The 17,053-nt window shown below is 69.2% G+C and carries 19 protein-coding genes; 9 read left to right on the plus strand and 10 right to left on the minus strand.

The window, feature by feature from the left end; genetic code table 11:
* Positions 1-7 precede the first annotated feature (7 nt).
* The gene (locus E3O50_RS08685) at positions 8-964 is read right to left on the minus strand and encodes a site-specific DNA-methyltransferase (protein WP_134560673.1); all 957 of its coding nucleotides are present in this window, start codon (positions 962-964) and stop codon (positions 8-10) included.
* 34 nt (positions 965-998) lie between these two features.
* On the opposite strand from E3O50_RS08685, the gene E3O50_RS08690 reads away from it, so the two are divergent.
* Positions 999-1,352: a GNAT family N-acetyltransferase gene (locus E3O50_RS08690; protein ID WP_134449165.1), complete on the plus strand. Its 354-nt coding sequence runs from the start codon at positions 999-1,001 to the stop codon at positions 1,350-1,352.
* A 36-nt stretch (positions 1,353-1,388) separates the two neighbouring features.
* Here E3O50_RS08690 and E3O50_RS08695 read toward each other — a convergent pair whose 3' ends face one another.
* Entirely contained in the window at positions 1,389-2,438 is a 1,050-nt protein-coding gene (locus E3O50_RS08695) for a biotin/lipoate A/B protein ligase family protein (RefSeq protein WP_134449166.1), read from the minus strand.
* Between the two features lie 9 nt (positions 2,439-2,447).
* Positions 2,448-3,311, minus strand: a complete 864-nt coding sequence (locus E3O50_RS08700) for an alpha/beta fold hydrolase (RefSeq protein WP_134560674.1) — start codon at positions 3,309-3,311, stop codon at positions 2,448-2,450.
* Between the two features lie 90 nt (positions 3,312-3,401).
* Here E3O50_RS08700 and E3O50_RS08705 point away from each other — a divergent pair, with 90 nt between their 5' ends.
* Both E3O50_RS08705 and E3O50_RS08710 read left to right on the plus strand, forming a co-directional pair.
* On the plus strand, positions 3,402-3,878 hold the full coding sequence (locus E3O50_RS08705; protein ID WP_241975505.1) for a MarR family transcriptional regulator: 477 nt from the start codon (positions 3,402-3,404) through the stop codon (positions 3,876-3,878).
* Positions 3,875-5,206 carry an MFS transporter gene (locus E3O50_RS08710; protein WP_166787371.1) on the plus strand — a complete coding sequence of 444 codons (1,332 nt, stop codon included), beginning with the start codon at positions 3,875-3,877 and terminating at the stop codon, positions 5,204-5,206. Before E3O50_RS08705 ends, E3O50_RS08710 begins: the two co-directional genes overlap by 4 nt.
* Before the next feature lie 154 nt (positions 5,207-5,360).
* Here E3O50_RS08710 and E3O50_RS08715 read toward each other — a convergent pair whose 3' ends face one another.
* Positions 5,361-6,827, minus strand: coding sequence for a peptide MFS transporter (locus tag E3O50_RS08715; protein WP_134560675.1), 1,467 nt, complete (start codon positions 6,825-6,827; stop codon positions 5,361-5,363).
* Positions 6,828-6,954: 127 nt separating this feature from the next.
* Here E3O50_RS08715 and E3O50_RS08720 point away from each other — a divergent pair, with 127 nt between their 5' ends.
* Positions 6,955-7,350, plus strand: a complete 396-nt coding sequence (locus tag E3O50_RS08720) for a sortase (protein WP_134449169.1) — start codon at positions 6,955-6,957, stop codon at positions 7,348-7,350.
* Positions 7,351-7,503: 153 nt separating this feature from the next.
* Entirely contained in the window at positions 7,504-8,094 is a 591-nt protein-coding gene (locus E3O50_RS08725) for a DJ-1/PfpI family protein (protein WP_134560676.1), read from the plus strand.
* Positions 8,095-8,100: 6 nt separating this feature from the next.
* On the opposite strand, the gene E3O50_RS08730 is transcribed toward E3O50_RS08725, so the two are convergent.
* Complete coding sequence (locus E3O50_RS08730; protein ID WP_134560677.1) at positions 8,101-8,868, minus strand: dienelactone hydrolase family protein; 768 nt, start codon at positions 8,866-8,868, stop codon at positions 8,101-8,103.
* Positions 8,869-9,130: 262 nt separating this feature from the next.
* Between E3O50_RS08730 and E3O50_RS08735 the strand changes: the two genes are divergently transcribed.
* Positions 9,131-9,925 carry an FCD domain-containing protein gene (locus E3O50_RS08735; RefSeq protein WP_241975506.1) on the plus strand — a complete coding sequence of 265 codons (795 nt, stop codon included), beginning with the start codon at positions 9,131-9,133 and terminating at the stop codon, positions 9,923-9,925.
* An 89-nt stretch (positions 9,926-10,014) separates the two neighbouring features.
* The gene (locus tag E3O50_RS08740) at positions 10,015-11,277 is read left to right on the plus strand and encodes an alpha-hydroxy acid oxidase (protein WP_134560679.1); all 1,263 of its coding nucleotides are present in this window, start codon (positions 10,015-10,017) and stop codon (positions 11,275-11,277) included.
* A 66-nt stretch (positions 11,278-11,343) separates the two neighbouring features.
* Here the strand turns inward: E3O50_RS08740 and rocD are convergent, their stop codons facing one another.
* Both rocD and ddaH read right to left on the minus strand, forming a co-directional pair.
* The gene (rocD, locus tag E3O50_RS08745; RefSeq protein ID WP_134560680.1) at positions 11,344-12,642 is read right to left on the minus strand and encodes an ornithine--oxo-acid transaminase; all 1,299 of its coding nucleotides are present in this window, start codon (positions 12,640-12,642) and stop codon (positions 11,344-11,346) included.
* Positions 12,639-13,496, minus strand: a complete 858-nt coding sequence (ddaH, locus tag E3O50_RS08750) for a dimethylargininase (protein WP_134449175.1) — start codon at positions 13,494-13,496, stop codon at positions 12,639-12,641. Before ddaH ends, rocD begins: the two co-directional genes overlap by 4 nt.
* A 275-nt stretch (positions 13,497-13,771) precedes the next feature.
* Here ddaH and E3O50_RS08755 point away from each other — a divergent pair, with 275 nt between their 5' ends.
* Positions 13,772-14,209, plus strand: a complete 438-nt coding sequence (locus E3O50_RS08755; RefSeq protein ID WP_134449176.1) for an Lrp/AsnC family transcriptional regulator — start codon at positions 13,772-13,774, stop codon at positions 14,207-14,209.
* Between the two features lie 40 nt (positions 14,210-14,249).
* Here the strand turns inward: E3O50_RS08755 and E3O50_RS08760 are convergent, their stop codons facing one another.
* Together E3O50_RS08760 and E3O50_RS08765 are read right to left on the minus strand one after the other, a co-directional pair.
* The gene (locus tag E3O50_RS08760) at positions 14,250-15,023 is read right to left on the minus strand and encodes an ABC transporter permease (RefSeq protein WP_198413666.1); all 774 of its coding nucleotides are present in this window, start codon (positions 15,021-15,023) and stop codon (positions 14,250-14,252) included.
* Positions 15,024-15,131: 108 nt separating this feature from the next.
* The gene (locus E3O50_RS08765; RefSeq protein WP_134449177.1) at positions 15,132-15,584 is read right to left on the minus strand and encodes a YdeI/OmpD-associated family protein; all 453 of its coding nucleotides are present in this window, start codon (positions 15,582-15,584) and stop codon (positions 15,132-15,134) included.
* Between the two features lie 93 nt (positions 15,585-15,677).
* Here E3O50_RS08765 and E3O50_RS08770 point away from each other — a divergent pair, with 93 nt between their 5' ends.
* Complete coding sequence (locus E3O50_RS08770) at positions 15,678-16,040, plus strand: GntR family transcriptional regulator (protein WP_134449178.1); 363 nt, start codon at positions 15,678-15,680, stop codon at positions 16,038-16,040.
* 45 nt (positions 16,041-16,085) lie between these two features.
* On the opposite strand, the gene E3O50_RS08775 is transcribed toward E3O50_RS08770, so the two are convergent.
* Positions 16,086-17,051, minus strand: a complete 966-nt coding sequence (locus E3O50_RS08775; RefSeq protein ID WP_134560700.1) for an NAD-dependent epimerase/dehydratase family protein — start codon at positions 17,049-17,051, stop codon at positions 16,086-16,088.
* Positions 17,052-17,053 lie beyond the last annotated feature (2 nt).

The following is a 17,053-nucleotide window of genomic DNA, read 5'->3' on the forward strand; positions in this document are numbered from 1 at the left end:
CCCGGAATCAGGACGCGTCGAGGAATTCGACCTCCGGAAGGGCCTCGAACCGGGTGCGCATCACCTGGATCGACTCCGGGTTCTGGTCGACGAGCAGGAAGCGGCGGCCGAGGGACTCGGCGACGGCACCCGTCGTGCCGCTGCCGGCGAAGAAGTCGAGCACCCAGTCGCCCTCGCGACTCGAGGCCTGGATCATCCGCCGCAGGATGCCGACCGGCTTCTGCGTGGGGTAACCGGTCTTCTCCTTGCCCGTCGGCGACACGATCGTGTGCCACCAGACATCCGTGGGCAGCTTGCCGCGCGCGACCTTCTCCGGCGTGACGAGGCCGGGGGCCATGTACGGCTCGCGGTCGACCGTCGTCGAGTCGAAGTAGTAGTGCTGCGGGTTCTTCACGTAGACGAGGATCGTGTCGTGCTTGGTCGGCCAGCGGTTCTTGGACTTCGCGCCATAGTCGTAGGCCCAGATCAGTTCGTTGAGGAAGCAGTCGCGGCCGAAGAGCGCGTCGAGGAGGACCTTGGCGTAGTGCGCCTCGCGGTAGTCGAGGTGCAGGTAGAGGGTGCCGTCTTCGGCGAGGAGTCGCCAGGCCTCGATCAGCCTGGGTTCGAGGAAGGCCCAGTAGTCCTCGAACTGGTCGTCGTAGCCGAGCAGGTCGCCCTTGATCCGCTCGTAGAGCTGCCCCTTGAACCCCGTGATGGTGCCGGCGGCCGCCAAACCGCCCGCTCGCGGCGAAGACACAGCGACCCCAGTCAGGGGGGCGTCCGCCGATGCCGGGTCAGGGACAGACCCGGTCACCGCAGCCACTCGCACCGAAGTGGTCGTGCGCCGATTCTGCTTGCGACCGGTATTAAAGGGCGGGTCGAGATAGATCAGCGTGAACGCCCCGTCGGGAAGGGCAGGCAGGATTTCGAGGTTGTCTGCATGGACGACACGGTTGGGGGAGGACGGGGACCACGCGGTTGGCATTCCCTCATTGTGTCAGTCGGCTTACTCTATGGGGATGACTACAGACTCCCCGACGACCGAATCAACGACTCCGGCGGATGCGACGACGCAGGATACCGCGCGGCCCACCTTCCGGCATGAGCCGGCCCTCTCCCGGTACAGCCTGCTCTTCGGGGACACGACCGCGGGTTTCGCCGACTATGAGATCGACGGCTCCCGGGTGCTCTTCACCCACGTCGAAGTCGACCCCCGGCACCGGGGCGAAGGACTCGCGAGCATCCTCGTCGAGCAGGCCCTCGACGACATGCGCGAGCGCACTGACCTGACGGTCGTCGCCGTCTGCCCCTATGTCGTCGCGTGGATCGACAAGCACGCCGAATACCAGGACCTGCTGACCCGCGGCCGGTAGCCGCCGTCCCCCCCTCGAGCAGGCCTCGACCGTCGGTCAGGGGACGCGGGCGATCCACTCGTCGGTGCCGAACTTGCTCGCCACGAGCGCCTCGGCGGCGGCGTATTCCGCCTCGGTGATGTCCCCGTCTACCGCGCCGTACAGGGTTGTGAAGGTCTGCTTCATCCTGTCGATGATCTCGGCACGGCTGAGGCCGGTCTGGCTGCGGAGCGGGTCGACCCGTTTGACGGCGCTCGTGATGCCCTTGTCGCTGAGCTTTTCGCGACCGATGCGCAGTACCTGCACCATCTTCTCGCCGTCCATGTCGTAGCTCATAGTCACGTGGTGCAGCACGGCACCGCTGCCGAGACGCTTCTGCGCGGCGCCGCCGATCTTGCCGGTCGGGCTCGTGATGTCGTTGAGCGGCTGGTAGTGCGCGTCGATGCCCAGCGAGCGCAGCGCGGTGAGCACCCATTCGTCGAGGAAGGCGTAGGAGTCGGCGAAGGTCATTCCCTGCACGAGCGCGGTGGGAGCGTAGATCGAGTATGTGATGACCGAGCCTGCCTCCATGAACATGGCGCCGCCGCCGCTGATCCGGCGGACGACGGTGAAGCCGTGGGCCTCCGCCTGCTCGGCGTCGACCTCGTTCCGGAGCGACTGGAAGCTTCCGATGACGACGGCGGGCTCCGTCCACTCCCAGATCCGCAGCGTGGGCTTACGCCTGCCCTCGCCGACCTCGATCGCGAGCACCTCGTCGAGCGCCATCTGCATCACCGGGGGCACGGCCTTGGAGTGCACGAGCTGCCAGTCGTAGTCCCGCCAGCCACTCGCCTGCGCGAGGGACCTGCGGATCGCGACCGCCACGGCCTCGGGGGAGAACCCGAGCAGGGTGGCCTGGGGTGGCAGGGCCGCGCGCACCGCGGCGGCGAGCCCTGCAGCATCTGTGCCGGCCGGCAGGCCGGTCACGGCCGCATTGATCGCCCCGAGGGCATCGTCTGGCTCGAGGAAGAAGTCCCCAGCCAGCCGGAAATTGACGATCGTGTCGTCGACGACGTCCAGGTCGACGACCACGAGCTTGCCACCAGGGACCTTGTATTCACCATGCATGAGGCCAGCCTAACCGTCGATCCCGCCGACCCCCGGGGGTAACTGCCTGTCGAGCCAGCCGATCAGCTCGTCGAAGACCTCGGCGCGGTTCGTTTCGTTGAAGACTTCATGCCGGGCACCGGGATATACCACCAGGCGAATGTCCCGCAACCCTGAGCGCCGCGCGTATGCGTTCTTGAGCATGGTTGCGCTGCGCTCCCCGCCAACGGTGTCGTCCCCGCCGACGAGGATCAGGAGCGGGAGGTCGGCCGGCAGTCCGCGCGCCGGACGTCCGAAGAGCCGCGCGGCCTCCCGGAGGCCGAAGAGCTTCGCGAGCGGCGTCATGGTCGTCAGCGGATCGGCGACAAAGGCGTCCGCGACCGCGGGATCACGGCTGAGCCATTCGACGCCCGTCGTTCCGAGGTGCTTGTGCCGCGCATTGAGGTCCCCGCCGTTGAGGTAGCCCGGCCAGCGATAGGCGGTACCGGTCAGGACCACCGCGGCATAGGCATCCGCGTGCTCGTTGAGGATCATCTGCGCCATGAACGAGCCCCAGCTGTGCCCCAGCAGAACGAGCGGCAGGTCCGGGTGCGCCGAGCGGATGATGCCGCTCAGCTGATACACGCCGGCGACCGCGGCCCGCAACCCGCCGGGGCCGAGCCGTCCGAGCCTGGTCGTGTCGCCGGCATACTGTCGCAGCCCGGTCTGCCCGTGGCCGCGGTGGTCGTCCGCGTACACGGTGTAGCCGGCCTCGTTCAGCCGGCCGACGAGCTCGGTATAGCGGTTGGCGTGTTCACCGACGCCGTGCACCACCTGAACGACCGCCCGCGGGCGCGGCACCGGCCAGACGTAGTACTCGAAGGTGACGCCATAGTCATCCGTATAGGTAGGCACGCGGCCAGTCTGTCAGAACGGGAGAATTCTGTCAGAACCGGAGAATTCACGGGAATACTTAGCCTCGCTAAACGGTTACAGTTATGAGTTATGGAATCCATGCTCGAACCGGCCGTGACCCCGCCGGACACCCACGCCGGACACCGGCCGAGCGTTGCAGAGCTCAGCCATGACTTCCGCGTCGCAAACGGTCGCCTCGCCCGCCGCCTGCGCCAGGAGAAGGCCGACAACGAGCTGAGCGCGAGCCAGTTCTCCGCCCTCGGCTCCCTCTTCTTCAACGGTCCATTCACCCTGCGCGAACTCAGCGAGCATGAGCGGGTCACTCCGCCCTCGATGAGCCGCACCGTCGGGGTGCTCGTATCGGCCGGCCTCGTCCACCGGGCGGGCTCCACGGACGACGGCCGCAAGATCATCCTCACCGTGACCGACTCCGGTCGCACCCTCATGCACGAGACCCGCAACCGACGGGATGCCTGGCTCGCCCTCCGCATCGCCAAGCTCAACCCCGAACAGCGCAGCGTGCTCACCGAGGCCATCACCGTCATGAAGGAGCTCACCGACAGTTGAGTACCATGTTCCGCTCCCTGAGCGTCCCGAACTACCGAATCTGGTTCGCAGGCGCCCTCGTGTCGAACATCGGAACGTGGATGCAGCGCACCGCCCAGGACTGGATCGTCCTGACGATGCTCACCGACCACAACGCAACGGCGGTCGGGATCGTGATGGCCCTGCAGTTCGGGCCGCAACTCCTGCTGATGCCGTGGTCCGGCCTGATCGCGGACCGGTTCAACCGGCGCAGGCTCTTGATCATGACCCAGAGCCTGATGGGCGTCCTGGCCCTCGGGCTCGGGCTGATCGTCGTGACCGGCGTCGCCCAGCTCTGGCATGTCTACCTCTTTGCGCTCGGACTCGGGATCGTCGCCGCGATCGACTCTCCCGCACGGCAGACCTTCGTCTCCGAGCTCGTCCCCGACAGCAACCTGTCCAACGCGGTCGCACTGAATTCGGCCTCGTTCAACGGCGCCCGCCTGATCGGCCCGGCCGTCGCCGGCCTGCTGACGGTCGCGGTCGGCGCGGGCTGGGTGTTCCTGATCAACGCCGTCACCTTCGCCGCGACGGTCGTCGCGATGACCCTGCTGCACACGAGCGAGCTGCGCCCCCAGCCGCGGGCGCCGCGGAAGCGGGGCCAGCTGATGGCCGGGTTCCGCTACGTCGCGCATCGGCCAGACATCATCGTCGTGCTGATCGCGGTCTTCCTGATCGGAACCTTCGGGCTCAACTTCGCGATCTTCACCGCAACCATGGCGACGGTCGAATTCCACATGGGCGCCGGCGAATTCGGGCTGCTGAGTTCCATCATGGCCGTCGGCTCGGTCGCGGGCGCGCTGCTGTCGGCCCGTCGCAGCCGCCCGCGACTGCGCCTCGTCGTCGCCGGCGCCGCGCTCTTCGGCGTGGCGTGCGGAATCGCCGCGGTGATGCCCACGTATCTCAGTTTCGCGGTCTCGCTCGTCTTCGTCGGGCTGTTCTCGCTCACGCTCATGACGACCGCGAACGCCTATGTGCAGACCACCACGAAGCCCGCGATGCGTGGCCGGGTGATGGCGCTCTACATGGCCATTTTCGCCGGCGGCACCCCGCTCGGCGCCCCGTTCGTCGGGTGGGTCGCCGACCGCTTCGGCCCGCGCTGGGCGCTGGGCGTCGCGGCTCTTTCGGGCATCCTTGCCGCGGGGGCCATGCTGTTCTGGCTGATCAGGTACCGCAGCCTGCGCGTTCGGTACCGCAGAGGGGTCGTGCCCCACATGCAGGTGCACCACGACGGCGACGGACGCGACCACGACCCCATCGACGTGGAGACCGCCACCCGCGAGATCGCGATCATCGAGGCGACCCGCTAGGTCGCGCCCGCGCCGGTTTCGGCAGGCCGCGCCCGCCGTTTCGGGAGCGGGCTGACGAAAGCGGCGCGGCGGCGACCGCACCGGCGGGGCGACGGATGCCGGAGGACCGGCCGGCGGCATCCGCTCGCCGATACGCAGGGCGGCAGGGACCCCGCTAGCGCACGCCGCCCATGAGGCGGAGCACCGGACGGGCGAAGACCGCGAGCCCGATGCCGAACAGGATCGCGACGCCGCCGATCACGCTGAAGTAGAGCGTCTCGGGGACCTCGGTGTACCACTGGGCAAGCGAACCGGACACGGCAGTGCCCAGGGCGATCGACAGGAAGAACAGGGCGACCATCTGGGTTCGGAACGGCGCGGGCGCGAGCTTCGTGGTGAGCGCGAGGCCGACAGGGCCGATCAGGAGCTCGGCGACCGTGAGCACGAAGAGAATGCCGATCATCGCGAGCATCGGCGTCGAGTTGGCACCGCCGCCCACGAACGGCAGGAAGCCGAGGAAGGCCACGCCCATCACCGCGGTGCCGAGCGCGAACTTGACCGGAGTCGACGGCTGGCGGCTACCCCAGCGGGTCCAGAGCGCGGCGAAGACGCCGGAGAGCAGGATGATGAAGACCGGGTTGAAGGACTGGATCCAGGACACCGGGATTTCCCATCCGAACAAGTGTCGGTCGAGGCGCTCGTCCGTGTAGATCGTGACGACCGTGAACTGCTGCTGGGAGAGCGACCAGAACACGGCGCTCGCGAGGAAGAGCGGGATGAAGGCGTAGACCCGCTTGCGCTCGACGATGCTGATCTGTCGGTTGCGCAGGATGACGACGAAGTAGCTGATCGTCGCGATGACCGTCAGGGCGATCACGAGGGTGACGAGGCCGTCCGCTGTGATCACGCCGACAAACACGAGCACCACGACGAGCGCCGCGGCGGCAACCGCGCCGACGAGGTAGGGGGTCCAGCGCGAGCGCGGGAGCGGGTTCGGAACCTGGTGCACGATCTCGGGCAGGCTCCTGCGTCCGAAGGAATACTGGGTGAGCCCGATCGCCATACCGACGGCGGCGAGGCCGAAGCCGAAGTGGAAGCCGGCCGTCGTCTGCAGGAGCCCGGTCAGGATCGGGCCGAAGAACGCGCCCAGGTTGATCCCGAGGTAGAAGAGCGAGAAGCCTGCGTCGAGGCGAGGGTCGTCCCGTGTGTACAGCGAACCGACGACGCTCGTCGCATTGGCCTTCAGGCCACCGCTGCCGAGCGCGATCAGCAAGAGTCCGACGGTCACGCCTGCGACGCCGGGCACGAGGGCGAGGGCGAGATGCCCGAGCATGATCACGATGGCGCTGTAGAACAGCACCCTCTCGCTGCCGAGCACCCGGTCGGCGATCCAGGCGCCCAGGATCGTCGAGAGATAGACCCCTCCGCCGTACGCGCCGACGATGCCGGCGGCCGTCGCCTGCTCGATCCCCAGGCCGCCCTCGGCGGCGGAGTAGTACAGGTACAGGAGCAGGATGCCCTGCATCCCATAGAAGGAGAACCGCTCCCACATTTCCACGCCGAAGATATTGGCGAGAGCTCGCGGCTGCCCGAAGAAGCTGCGGTCTTTGTGGGCGGGGACGGGTTTTTCGACCGTGGTCATCTCTCGACTGTATCCGCTGGCCCCCGGATCAGGGGTATCGGGGACCCTCACGGCGCCGCGCCGGGGCACGATACGATCGTGGTCACAGGGCGAACGAGCACGAGACGTGCGGGCGAGAGTGGGGCGAATGGACGCGCACGACCTCATCGGGCTCATCAGCGAGGTCCTGACCCTCGTCGGGTTCGTCGGAGGCGCCGTCCTCTATGTCCTCGGGCTTGCGATCCGCGGTGTCAAGGGCGGCTGGGTCGCCACGGATGGCGTGATCGCGTCCTCGGGATCGCACACGGTCATCCGCTGGTTCGACCGCTCGGGGGACGTGCACGAGCGGGCCGCGAACACGCACGAGAGCCACCGGCTCGCGCCGGGCGACGACGTGCAGGTCTGGTACCACTCCCGTGACGCATCCCGCGGGGTGACGCATGCCCCGGAATCGGAGGGCAAGGCCCTGCGCCTGACCGGGCTGATCCTGCTCGGCACCGGGCTCGCATCGGCGGTCCTCGGCGTCGTGCTGATGTTCGTCTGAGCCGGCCTGGACCCTTTCCCAGCTGTTCCGCACCGGCCTGCGCCGGTGGCACTTGCCCGGCGCGCCGGTCGGGGGAACACTGAAGGCGTCAACGGACGACCCGTCCGCTGAGTTCAGCAACTTTCAGATTCACACCGTTCAGAGAGGAACGTCATGACCAAGATCCTCATTCTCACCGGCGACGCCGCCGAGACCCTCGAGGTGTTCTACCCTTACCAGCGGCTGCTCGAGGAGGGCTTCGAGGTGCATATCGGCGCCCCGGAGAAGAGGAAGCTCCAGTTCGTCGTCCATGACTTCGTGGACGGCTTCGACACCTACACCGAGAAGCTCGGCCACACCTGGGATGCCGACGTTGCGTTCAAGGACGTCGACCCGGCCGACTACGCGGCCATCGTCGTCCCCGGCGGCCGCGCACCGGAGTACATCCGCAGCGACGAGGACGCGAAGCGGATCGTCCGGCACTTCTTCGAACGGAACGCTCCCGTCGCCGCACTGTGCCACGGCCCGATGCTGCTCGCCGCCGCCGGGGTGCTCCACGGCCGCACGAGCTCTGCGTACCCGGCCCTGCAGATCGACGTCGAACTCGGCGGGGGCGTGTTCGAGAACGGCGCGGGCGTCGTCGACGGCAACCTCGTCTCCGGCAGGGCCTGGCCGGACCACCCCAGCTGGATGCGCGAATTCATGAAGCTGCTCGCGGCATCCGGTGTCACTCCCACCGAACCCGCCCTCGCATCGGCTCGCTGAGACCGGTCAGTCGGCGGGCGCGGGGTCCGCGGCCGAGGCGAGGTGCTCGGCGAAGAACGCCTCGATGCGGATCCAGGCGTCAGCGGCGGCCTCCGGGTCGGGGCCGGCGCCGAGGATACGCTGCGTGAGGAAGCGCACCGCGGCCGGGCCTGTTTCGGCATCGTTGAGGAAGGAGTGCCCGGCCGTGGGGTATTCCTTGACGTCGTGCGGCACGCCGGCATCCTCGAGCGCGCCCTCGAGCCGGGCAGCGGCGCCGACGAGAGAGCGGTCCCTGCCGCCATAGCTGCCGACGATCGGGCACGCACCCGCCAGGGCTGCGTCGAGGTCTTTCGGCAGCCGGCCGTAGTTGACGGATGCCGCGGCGAACCCCCGCGTGGCGGCCGCGAGCGCGAAGCCGCCGCCCATGCAGAAGCCGAGCACACCCACCTCACCCGTGCAGTCCGCCCGGGCGATGAGCGCGTGCCGCGCGTTCTCGATGTCGACGAACGCGCGCCCCTCGCCCGCGGTCAGGGCGCGGAAGGTCGCGACGAGGCACTTCCGGGCGCCGCCCTCCGTGAAGAGGTCGGGCATCAGTGCGAGGTAGCCGGCCGCCGCCAGTCGTTCGACCTGCCGGCGCATCACGTCACTGATGCCGAAGGCCTCGTGCACGAGCACAACCCCGGGCCAGGGACCGGAGCCGGCAGGCACTCCGAGCACCGCGCGGAGTCCGGCGCTTCCGCCGTTCGCGGCCGGAAGTTCGAGGTCGATCAGCTGGGGAGCTGGGTTCGCGGTCATGGGGCCTCCTGGCCTGGACGTGCTCGGGTTGGAGGAACCCTATCGCAATGGTTCGCGCCTTCGACTCCGCGAGAGTACGAAAATGGCCCCTCCGCACGACGTGAAGGGGCCATTTTCGTACTCTCGCGGTTGGAGGGGCGGGTTGGGGAGAGGGCTGGACCCGGGCAGGCGTCGCCGTGTAGTGTGTGGTCAGACCACAGCGGCTTCGTCTCACGGCCGCCGCCGCAACGACCGACACCACCCCATTGCCGAGGAGGAGCCCGTGACCGTTGACGCCGTGCCCGCGCAGGGCGCACTCCCCGACGAGCGCAGGGCCTGGCAACTCGTGCTCGAATCGATCGAGGGCGAGTTGCTCTCGGGTCGGCTGCGACCCGGGGATCGCCTCGCACCCGAACGCTCCCTCGCCGCCTCCCTCGGCGTCGGCCGGTCGAGCGTGCGCGAGGCCATCCGGGTGCTCGAGGTGCTCGGACTCATCCGTACCGCGACGGGCTCCGGGCCGACATCGGGGGCGATCATCGTGGCGCTTCCCGGCGGCGGGATGTCCGCGCTGATGCGGCTGCAGGTCGCGGCCCAGGGCTTCCCGGTCGAGGACGTCGTGAAGACCAGGCTCGTGCTCGAGGCCGCCGTCGTCACCGAACTCGCCGAGGCGCACGACCCTGCGTCGCTCGAACCGGCTGAACAGCTCCTCGACGCCATGGATGCGCCGGGTCGGACCGAGTCCGAGTTCCTCGCGCTCGACGCCCAGTTCCACCTCGCCCTCGCCGAGGCAACCGGGAACCAGGTCATCACCGCGACCATGGCCGGACTACGCAGTGCGATCGAAGCGTACGCACGCGCGGGCGTTGCCGCGCTCGGGTCGTGGGCGGAGACATCCGCCCGCCTCAGGCTCGAACACCGCGAGATCGTCGCGTGCATTCGCGCGGCCGACCCCGCCGCGGCCCGCCGGGCCGTCCAGGCCCACATCGCCGGGTACTACGCCGAGACCCGGCTCACGGCGGGACCGCGCGATCCCGACCCCGTCCGGGCGCCGCTCCCCTCCCGAGCCGACCTGACCTGACCTGACCCACCGAGCACCCGATCTCCCGATCTCCCGACCGCCGCAGCCCCCGACCCGCCCTGCCCAACCCCAGAACGGAAATCCTGACCATGGTCCAACGACGCATCCCCAAGATCAAAGACCTCGCCCCACTCATGCAGTTCAAGGTGCCGGAGCTCAACGCGAAGAAGCGCCGCCTCGAGAGCGCCCTCACCATCTATGACCTGCGCGCGATCGCCAAGCGGCGCACTCCCAAGGCTGCCTTCGACTACACCGAGGGGGCAGCGGAGGCGGAGATCTCGCTCGCGCGCGCCCGCCAGGCCTTCGAGGACATCGAGTTCCACCCCGCCATCCTCCGCGACGTCTCGACGGTCTCGACGGGCTGGGACGTGCTCGGGGCTCCGGTCGCTTTCCCGTTCGGGATCGCACCGACCGGGTTCACCCGGATGATGCAGACCGAGGGCGAGATCGCCGGCGCGCACGCGGCAGCGAAGGCCGGCATCCCGTTCTCGCTCTCCACGATGGGCACGACCGCTATCGAGGACGTCAAGGCCGCCAACCCCACAGGACGCAACTGGTTCCAGCTCTACATGTGGAAGGACAGGGACCGTTCGATGGCGCTCGTCGACCGGGCCGCCAAGGCCGGTTTCGACACGCTGCTCGTGACGGTCGACGTGCCCGTTGCCGGAGCGCGCCTCCGCGACAAGCGCAACGGCTTTTCCATCCCGCCGCAGCTCACCGTGGGCACCGTGGTCAACGCGTTGCCGCGCCCGGAGTGGTGGATCAACTTCCTCACGACCGACCCGCTCGCCTTCGCCTCCCTCGACCGCTGGAGCGGCACCGTCGGCGAACTGCTCGACACCATGTTCGACCCGACCGTCACCTTCGAAGACCTCGCCTGGATCAAGGCGCGGTGGCCGGGCAAGGTCGTCGTCAAGGGCGTTCAGAACGTGGCGGATGCCGCCAGGCTCGCCGAAATGGGCATCGACGCGATCATCCTCTCCAACCACGGCGGTCGCCAGCTCGACCGCGCGCCGATCCCGTTCCATTTGCTGCCCGAGGTGGCCCGCGAGGTGGGCAACGACCTCGAGGTGCACCTCGACACCGGCATCATGAGCGGCGCGGACATCGTCGCGGCCGTGGCCCTCGGCGCACGGTTCACCCTCGTCGGCCGGGCCTACCTCTACGGGCTGATGGCCGGCGGCGAGGCCGGCGTCGACCGGGCGATCGCGATCCTGTCGGAGCAGATCACCCGCACGATGCGACTGCTCGGCGTGAAGTCCCTCGAGGAGCTCGAGCCCGGGCACGTCACCCAGCTGGCCCGGCTGAGCCGTATCGCCCGGCCGGAGGGCGTGACCGCGACGCGAAGCTAGCGAGGCCGATACTGCCCGTTTCAGCCGAGCCGACTCGTTGAAGTTCGCGCCGACCTGACGCGGACGCTAGGCGACGGCGAACCCGTCGAGGACGGCCGCGAGCTGGGCGACGGCCCAGTCGAGGTCGGCCTCGGACACGCAGAGCGGCGGGGCGAGCCGGATCGTGGAGCCGTGGGTGTCCTTGGCCAGGACGCCGCGGACCATGAGTGCCTCGCACACGGCGCGGCCGCTCGCGAGCGACGGGTCGATGTCGATTCCGGCCCAGAGCCCGGCGCCACGGACCGCGACGACTCCTCGCCCGACGAGGCCATTGAGGGCTTCGTGCAAGTGCGCACCGAGCACGCGGGCGCGCTCCTGGTACTCGCCCTCGGCCAGCATCCGCACGACGGCGAGGCCGACGGCCGCGGCGAGCGGGTTGCCACCGAAGGTCGAGCCGTGCTCGCCGGGCTGCAGGACGCCGAGGACGTCCCGGTTGCCGACGACCGCAGAGACGGGCACGATCCCGCCGCCGAGGGCCTTGCCCAGGAGGTACAGGTCGGGCACGACGCCGACGAGGTCGCACGCGAAGGTCGCTCCGGTGCGGCCGAGACCGGACTGGATCTCATCGGCGATGAAGAGCACGTTGCGGCGCGTGGTGATCTCGCGCACAGAGGGAAGGTACCCGGCGGGCGGCACGACGATGCCGGCCTCGCCCTGGATGGGTTCGAGCAGCACGGCGACAGTGTTCTCATCGATCGCGGCCTCGAGGGCCGCGGCGTCGCCGAACGGGACGGTGCGGAACCCGGGCGTGAACGGGCCGAAGCCGGCGCGGGCCGACTCGTCGTCGGAGAAGCTGATGATGGTGGTGGTGCGGCCGTGGAAGTTGCCCCCGGCGACGATGATGTTCGCCTGGTCCGGCGCGACGCCCTTCACGCGGTAACCCCAGGCGCGGGCGACCTTGATCCCGGACTCGACGGCCTCGGCGCCCGTGTTCATCGGGAGCACCATGTCCTTGTGGGCGAGCTCGGCGAGAGCCGTGACGAACGGGCCGAGCTGGTCGTTGTGGAACGCGCGGCTCGTGAGCGTGATCCGGCCCAGCTGGGCTCTGGCGGCATCGAGAAGCATGGGGTTCGAGTGGCCGAAGTTGACCGCGGAGTACGCCGCGAGGCAGTCCAGGTAGCGCTTGCCGTCGACATCCGTCACCCAGGCGCCGTCGCCGGTCGCGACGACGACGGGAAGCGGGTGGTAGTTGTGGGCCGCATGCTCCTCTTCGAGGGCGATGAAGGCGGCGGGCGTTGCGGATGCCTGTCCCGGCGTGCCGAGTGCGGCATCCTTCGTCTGGTCGGCCCGGTTCGCGTCCGGACGGATGTTCGTGTCGGTGCTCATCGGCGCAGCTCCAGGGTGCAGCACTTGACGCCGCCGCCGCCGAGCAGGAGCTCGGAGAGGTCGACGCCGATCGGGTTGTAGCCACGTTCGCGGAGCTGGCGCTCGAAGTCCTTCGCGCGGGCGGCGATGACGACGTTGTAGCCGTCGGAGTAGGAGTTGAGGCCGAGGATCGCCGCGTCCTCCTCGGTGACGATGATGGCGTCGGGGTAGCGTTCGCGCAGCACGGCGAGGCTCTGCTCGTCGAAGGCGCTCGGCAGGTAGGCGATGTTGGTGTCGTCGAGCACGGCGACCGCGGTGTCGAGGTGGTAGAAGCTCGGGTTGACGAGGTTGAGCGTGATCACCGGGCGGCCGTAGATCGCCGACACCTCTTCGTGGCTGTTCGAGGCGCTGCGGAAGCCGGTGCCGGCGAGGATGACGTCTCCGACGAGCAGGAAGTCGCCCTCGCCCTCGTTGATCTCGACGGGCACGCGGACGTCGAAGCCGTTGTCGCGGAACCAGTCCATGTAGGCGGGGCCCTCCGGCTGGCGCTCCGGGTAGGTGAACGCGGCGCCGTAGGCGATGTTGTCGATGACGAAACCGCCGTTGGCGGCGTAGACCATGTCGGGCAGGCCGTCGATCGGGTCGACCAGGTGCACGTCGAAGCCGAGGCCGATGTAGGTGTCGTAGAGGGTCTGCCACTGGGCGACGGCGAGGCTCGTGTCGGTCGGGATGGCCGGGTCCATCCACGGGTTGATCCGGTAGACGACGGTGAAGTAGTCGGGCTTGCACATCAGCACCGTGCGCTTGACGGCCGTGCGCACCGGGGCCGTGGCCGCGGTCTCCGGCGTCGTTGTGGGGTCGAGATCGATGGTCATGAGGTCTCCTTCGGCTGCGCTCCGTCTGCTACTGACGGAATCGGAACGCGGGGTGGATGGCGGACCAGGTCACTCATGAGAGCTCCGCGCGGTCGAACGTGAACGTCGAACAGTGAACAACGAACGGGTGAACGGCACCGCGCAAAGACGCCGTCCTCATTCTCACACAGCGTGAATCAACGTTGCACGCCAATATGCGCGCATAATCGGCGTGATCGTCGGCATATGCGCAGGAATTCCACGCCAGTGCGCGGAATTCCCCCTAGACTCTCGGAATGGACAACCTCGACCGCGGCATACTCGACCTTCTGAGACAGAATGCGCGCGCGGGCTACGGGGACATCGGCTCGGTCGTCGGGCTGTCCGCCTCCGCGGTCAAGCGCCGGGTCGACCGGCTCGTCGCCGACGGGATCATCCGCGGGTTCACGATCCAGGTCGACCCCGCGATCGATGGCATGAGCACCGAGGCATATGTCGAGCTCTTCTGCCGAGGGACCGTCGCCCCCGACGAACTCCTGCGCATCCTCTCCGGCGTACCGGAGGTCGTCGACGCAGGCACCGTCACGGGAAGCGCCGACGCGATCGTGCACATCAGGGCGCGGGACATTCCCGGGCTCGAGGCCGCACTCGAGAAGGTGCGCCTCGCACCCAACGTCGACCACACCCGCAGCGCGATCGTGCTCTCCCGGCTCATCCACCGCGCCGCCGAGTAGCCGCGCCGCTGCCCGCGAGAGCGGTCTTCGTCGGTGGTGACTAGGTGGGGATCGTGGCGGGCTTCATGCGGATCGGCGCGAGGAACTGGATCAGGGTGACGGCCGTGATCGCACCGGCGCAGAGGATGCCGGCGAGCACGACGATCTGGAAGCGCCCGGCCTCGAGGGGCGAGGCTCCGCCGAAGATCGCGCCGACGAACGCTCCGGGCAGGGTGACGAGGCCCGTGGTCTTGGTCTGGTCGGTCGTGGGGATGATCGCGAAATAGACGGCGCGGCGCGCCAGGTCGAGCGTCGACTGCCGCGGGGTCGCCCCGAGCGCCATCCAGCCCTCGACCTCGTCCCAGTGCTCGGTGACGGCCTCGCCGAAGCGCCGGCCGGTCAGGGTCGCAATCGACATCGCGTTGCCGATGATGATTCCGCCGTAGGAGAGCACATACCGCGGCGAGAATTCGATGGCGCCGACCGAGAACACCACGATGAGTGTCGCAAGGATGCCGAGGCCCATCGCTGCGGCGATCCAGCCGAAGTGCTGCCGGGTCGCCCCGAGACGCCGGTTGACCGTGCTCACGGCGGCGATGAGCATCACGCTGAGCCCGACTCCGACCCAGAGCGGATCGGAGATGATGCCGCTCAGGATGAGGCTGATCGCCGCGAGCTGGAGGGTGCCCCGGAGGATCGCGAGGGCGGGTGCGTACGGGCGGGGCACGTGGAAGCCGCGAAGCAGGGCGGTGACGACCGCGATCAGCAGCAGCACCCCGATGAGGCTGGGCAGGAGTCCGCCCAGTTCGGCGGGGAGGTCGGCGGGCCAGGTCACCTTCTGAGCCTAGCGAGCCATCCGGTTCGACCTCGCTCCACACGGGGTCGGTCATGCCCTCTGAGTGGAAAGCACTTCCCGAACCGGGAATCGACGGCGGGCCCGAGGCTAGGGAGTCGGTGCGGCCGGCGTGAGTGCGGACCGGGCCGCCTCGATCCGGCGCAGGCGGGTCTCCGGCGTCTTCGCGCTCTCGATCGCGAGGACGTGGGCGCGCTGGTTGCTGTACGACAGCGCCGTGAAGGCGGCCCGGGCATCCGGTTGCTCGTCGAGCGCTGCGGCGAAGTCTGCGGGCACCTCGACCACCCGGGGTTCGGTGTCGAGCTCGACGTCGACCTCGATCTCGTCCCCTGCGGCGACGCCTGCCTGTTCACGGTTCTCGGCGCTGAGCGCGATCATGAATGCGCCGCGGTAGGGGGCGACGGAGCTGCGGTAGGTATGACCGCCGATCGTGACCGTGATGGCGTGGCGCTTGCCGGGGCCGAGGCCCGCGACGACCTCCTCGGGAACGCGGATGCCCGTTGCCGATTTGCCGGAAAGCTCGAGGACGGTCGTGAATCTCATGGAACCGAGTATGCCGCAGCGAGCGGTTCCGCGCACGGGTCCCTGCGGGCTAGCTTGGTACATAACCAACACAAGGAAACCGGGTGCGGCACCATGAAGCTGACCATCGACGAGCATTCCCCCACGCCGCCGTTCGAGCAACTGCGGCTTCAGGTGCTCGAGGCCGTTCGGACCGGTGCCGTGGCGCCCGGAGACAAGCTGCCGACCGTGCGCCGGCTCGCCGACGAACTCGGACTCGCCCCGAACACGGTGGCCAGGGCCTACCGCGAGCTCGAGCGGGGCGAGGTGATCGAGACCCGCGGCCGCCAGGGTTCCTTCATCGCCGCAACGGGCGACCCGACCCTGCGCCAGGCGCAACGCGCCGCTGCCGACTTCGCCGAACGGATGCGCGTGCTCGGCCTCGGCGCGGACGACGCGCTCGCGCTCGTCTCGGCCGCGCTCGGCATCCGCCCCTGATCACTCCGCACGCGCCCCGCCCAGCCCAGCCGCGAAAGCGGGGAGCTAGGTGTATGCGGCGGCGAGGCGGCGGAAGCCCTCGTCGAGGGTCACCTGGGGGGTCCAGTGCAGGTCGGCGCGCGTGCGGCGTTGGTCGAACCAGTGCGCGGTCGAGAGCTGTTCGGCGAGGAAGCGGGTCATCGGGGGCTCGTCGGCTCCCGGGCGCACTCGCCAGGCGGCCTCGATCACGGAGCCGCCGCCGCGTGCGAGCGCGGCGGGAACCGACCAGGCCGGTGGGCGGACCCCGGCCGCCCGGCACATGCCGGCGAGCAGCTCGGCGACGGGCCGGGGCTCGCCATTGGTGATCACGTAGGCGTTGCCGTGCACCTCGCGCGCCCGGTCGAGGGCTGCACTGATCGCCGTGGCCGCATTGTCCACGTAGGTCGTGTCGATGAGAGCTGCGCCGTGCCCGAGCAGGGGAAGGCGCCCCGCCCTGGCCCGCTCGACGATCCGGGCGACGAGCTGGGTGTCCCCGGGGCCCCAGACCAGGTGCGGCCGCACGGCCACGACCCGCATGAGTGGAGAGTCGGCGTCGAGCGCGAGCAATTCCGCGCGGGCCTTGGTCCGGGCGTAGTCGCCGCGGGCACGACCGGGATCCGCCGGGCCGGCATCGCTGCCGACGATGGATGTCCCGGCGTGGGCCACAGAGGGAGACGACACGAAGACGAAGCGCGAGACCCCGGCATCCGCGGCCGCGGCGAGCAGGGAGCGGGTGCCCCCGACGTTGACGGCCTCGAAATCGCGCGGGTCGCCCGCGAGGGAGACCTTGGCCGCGAGGTGAACGACGGCGTCCATGCCGATGACGGCATGATCCACGTCCCGGGCCGAGGTCACGGAACCGAGCAGGTCCCTGGCCCCTGCGACGCCGGACGGCCGCCGCTGGAAGCAGCTCACCTCGTGTCCGGCCGCGACCAGTTCTGCCGCGACCGCGCGACCGAGGAAACCGCTCGCCCCGGTGATGAGCACCCGCAACG

This window comes from Cryobacterium sp. MDB1-18-1, assembly GCF_004402735.1.
GTDB classification, from domain to species: Bacteria; Actinomycetota; Actinomycetes; order Actinomycetales; family Microbacteriaceae; genus Cryobacterium; species Cryobacterium glucosi.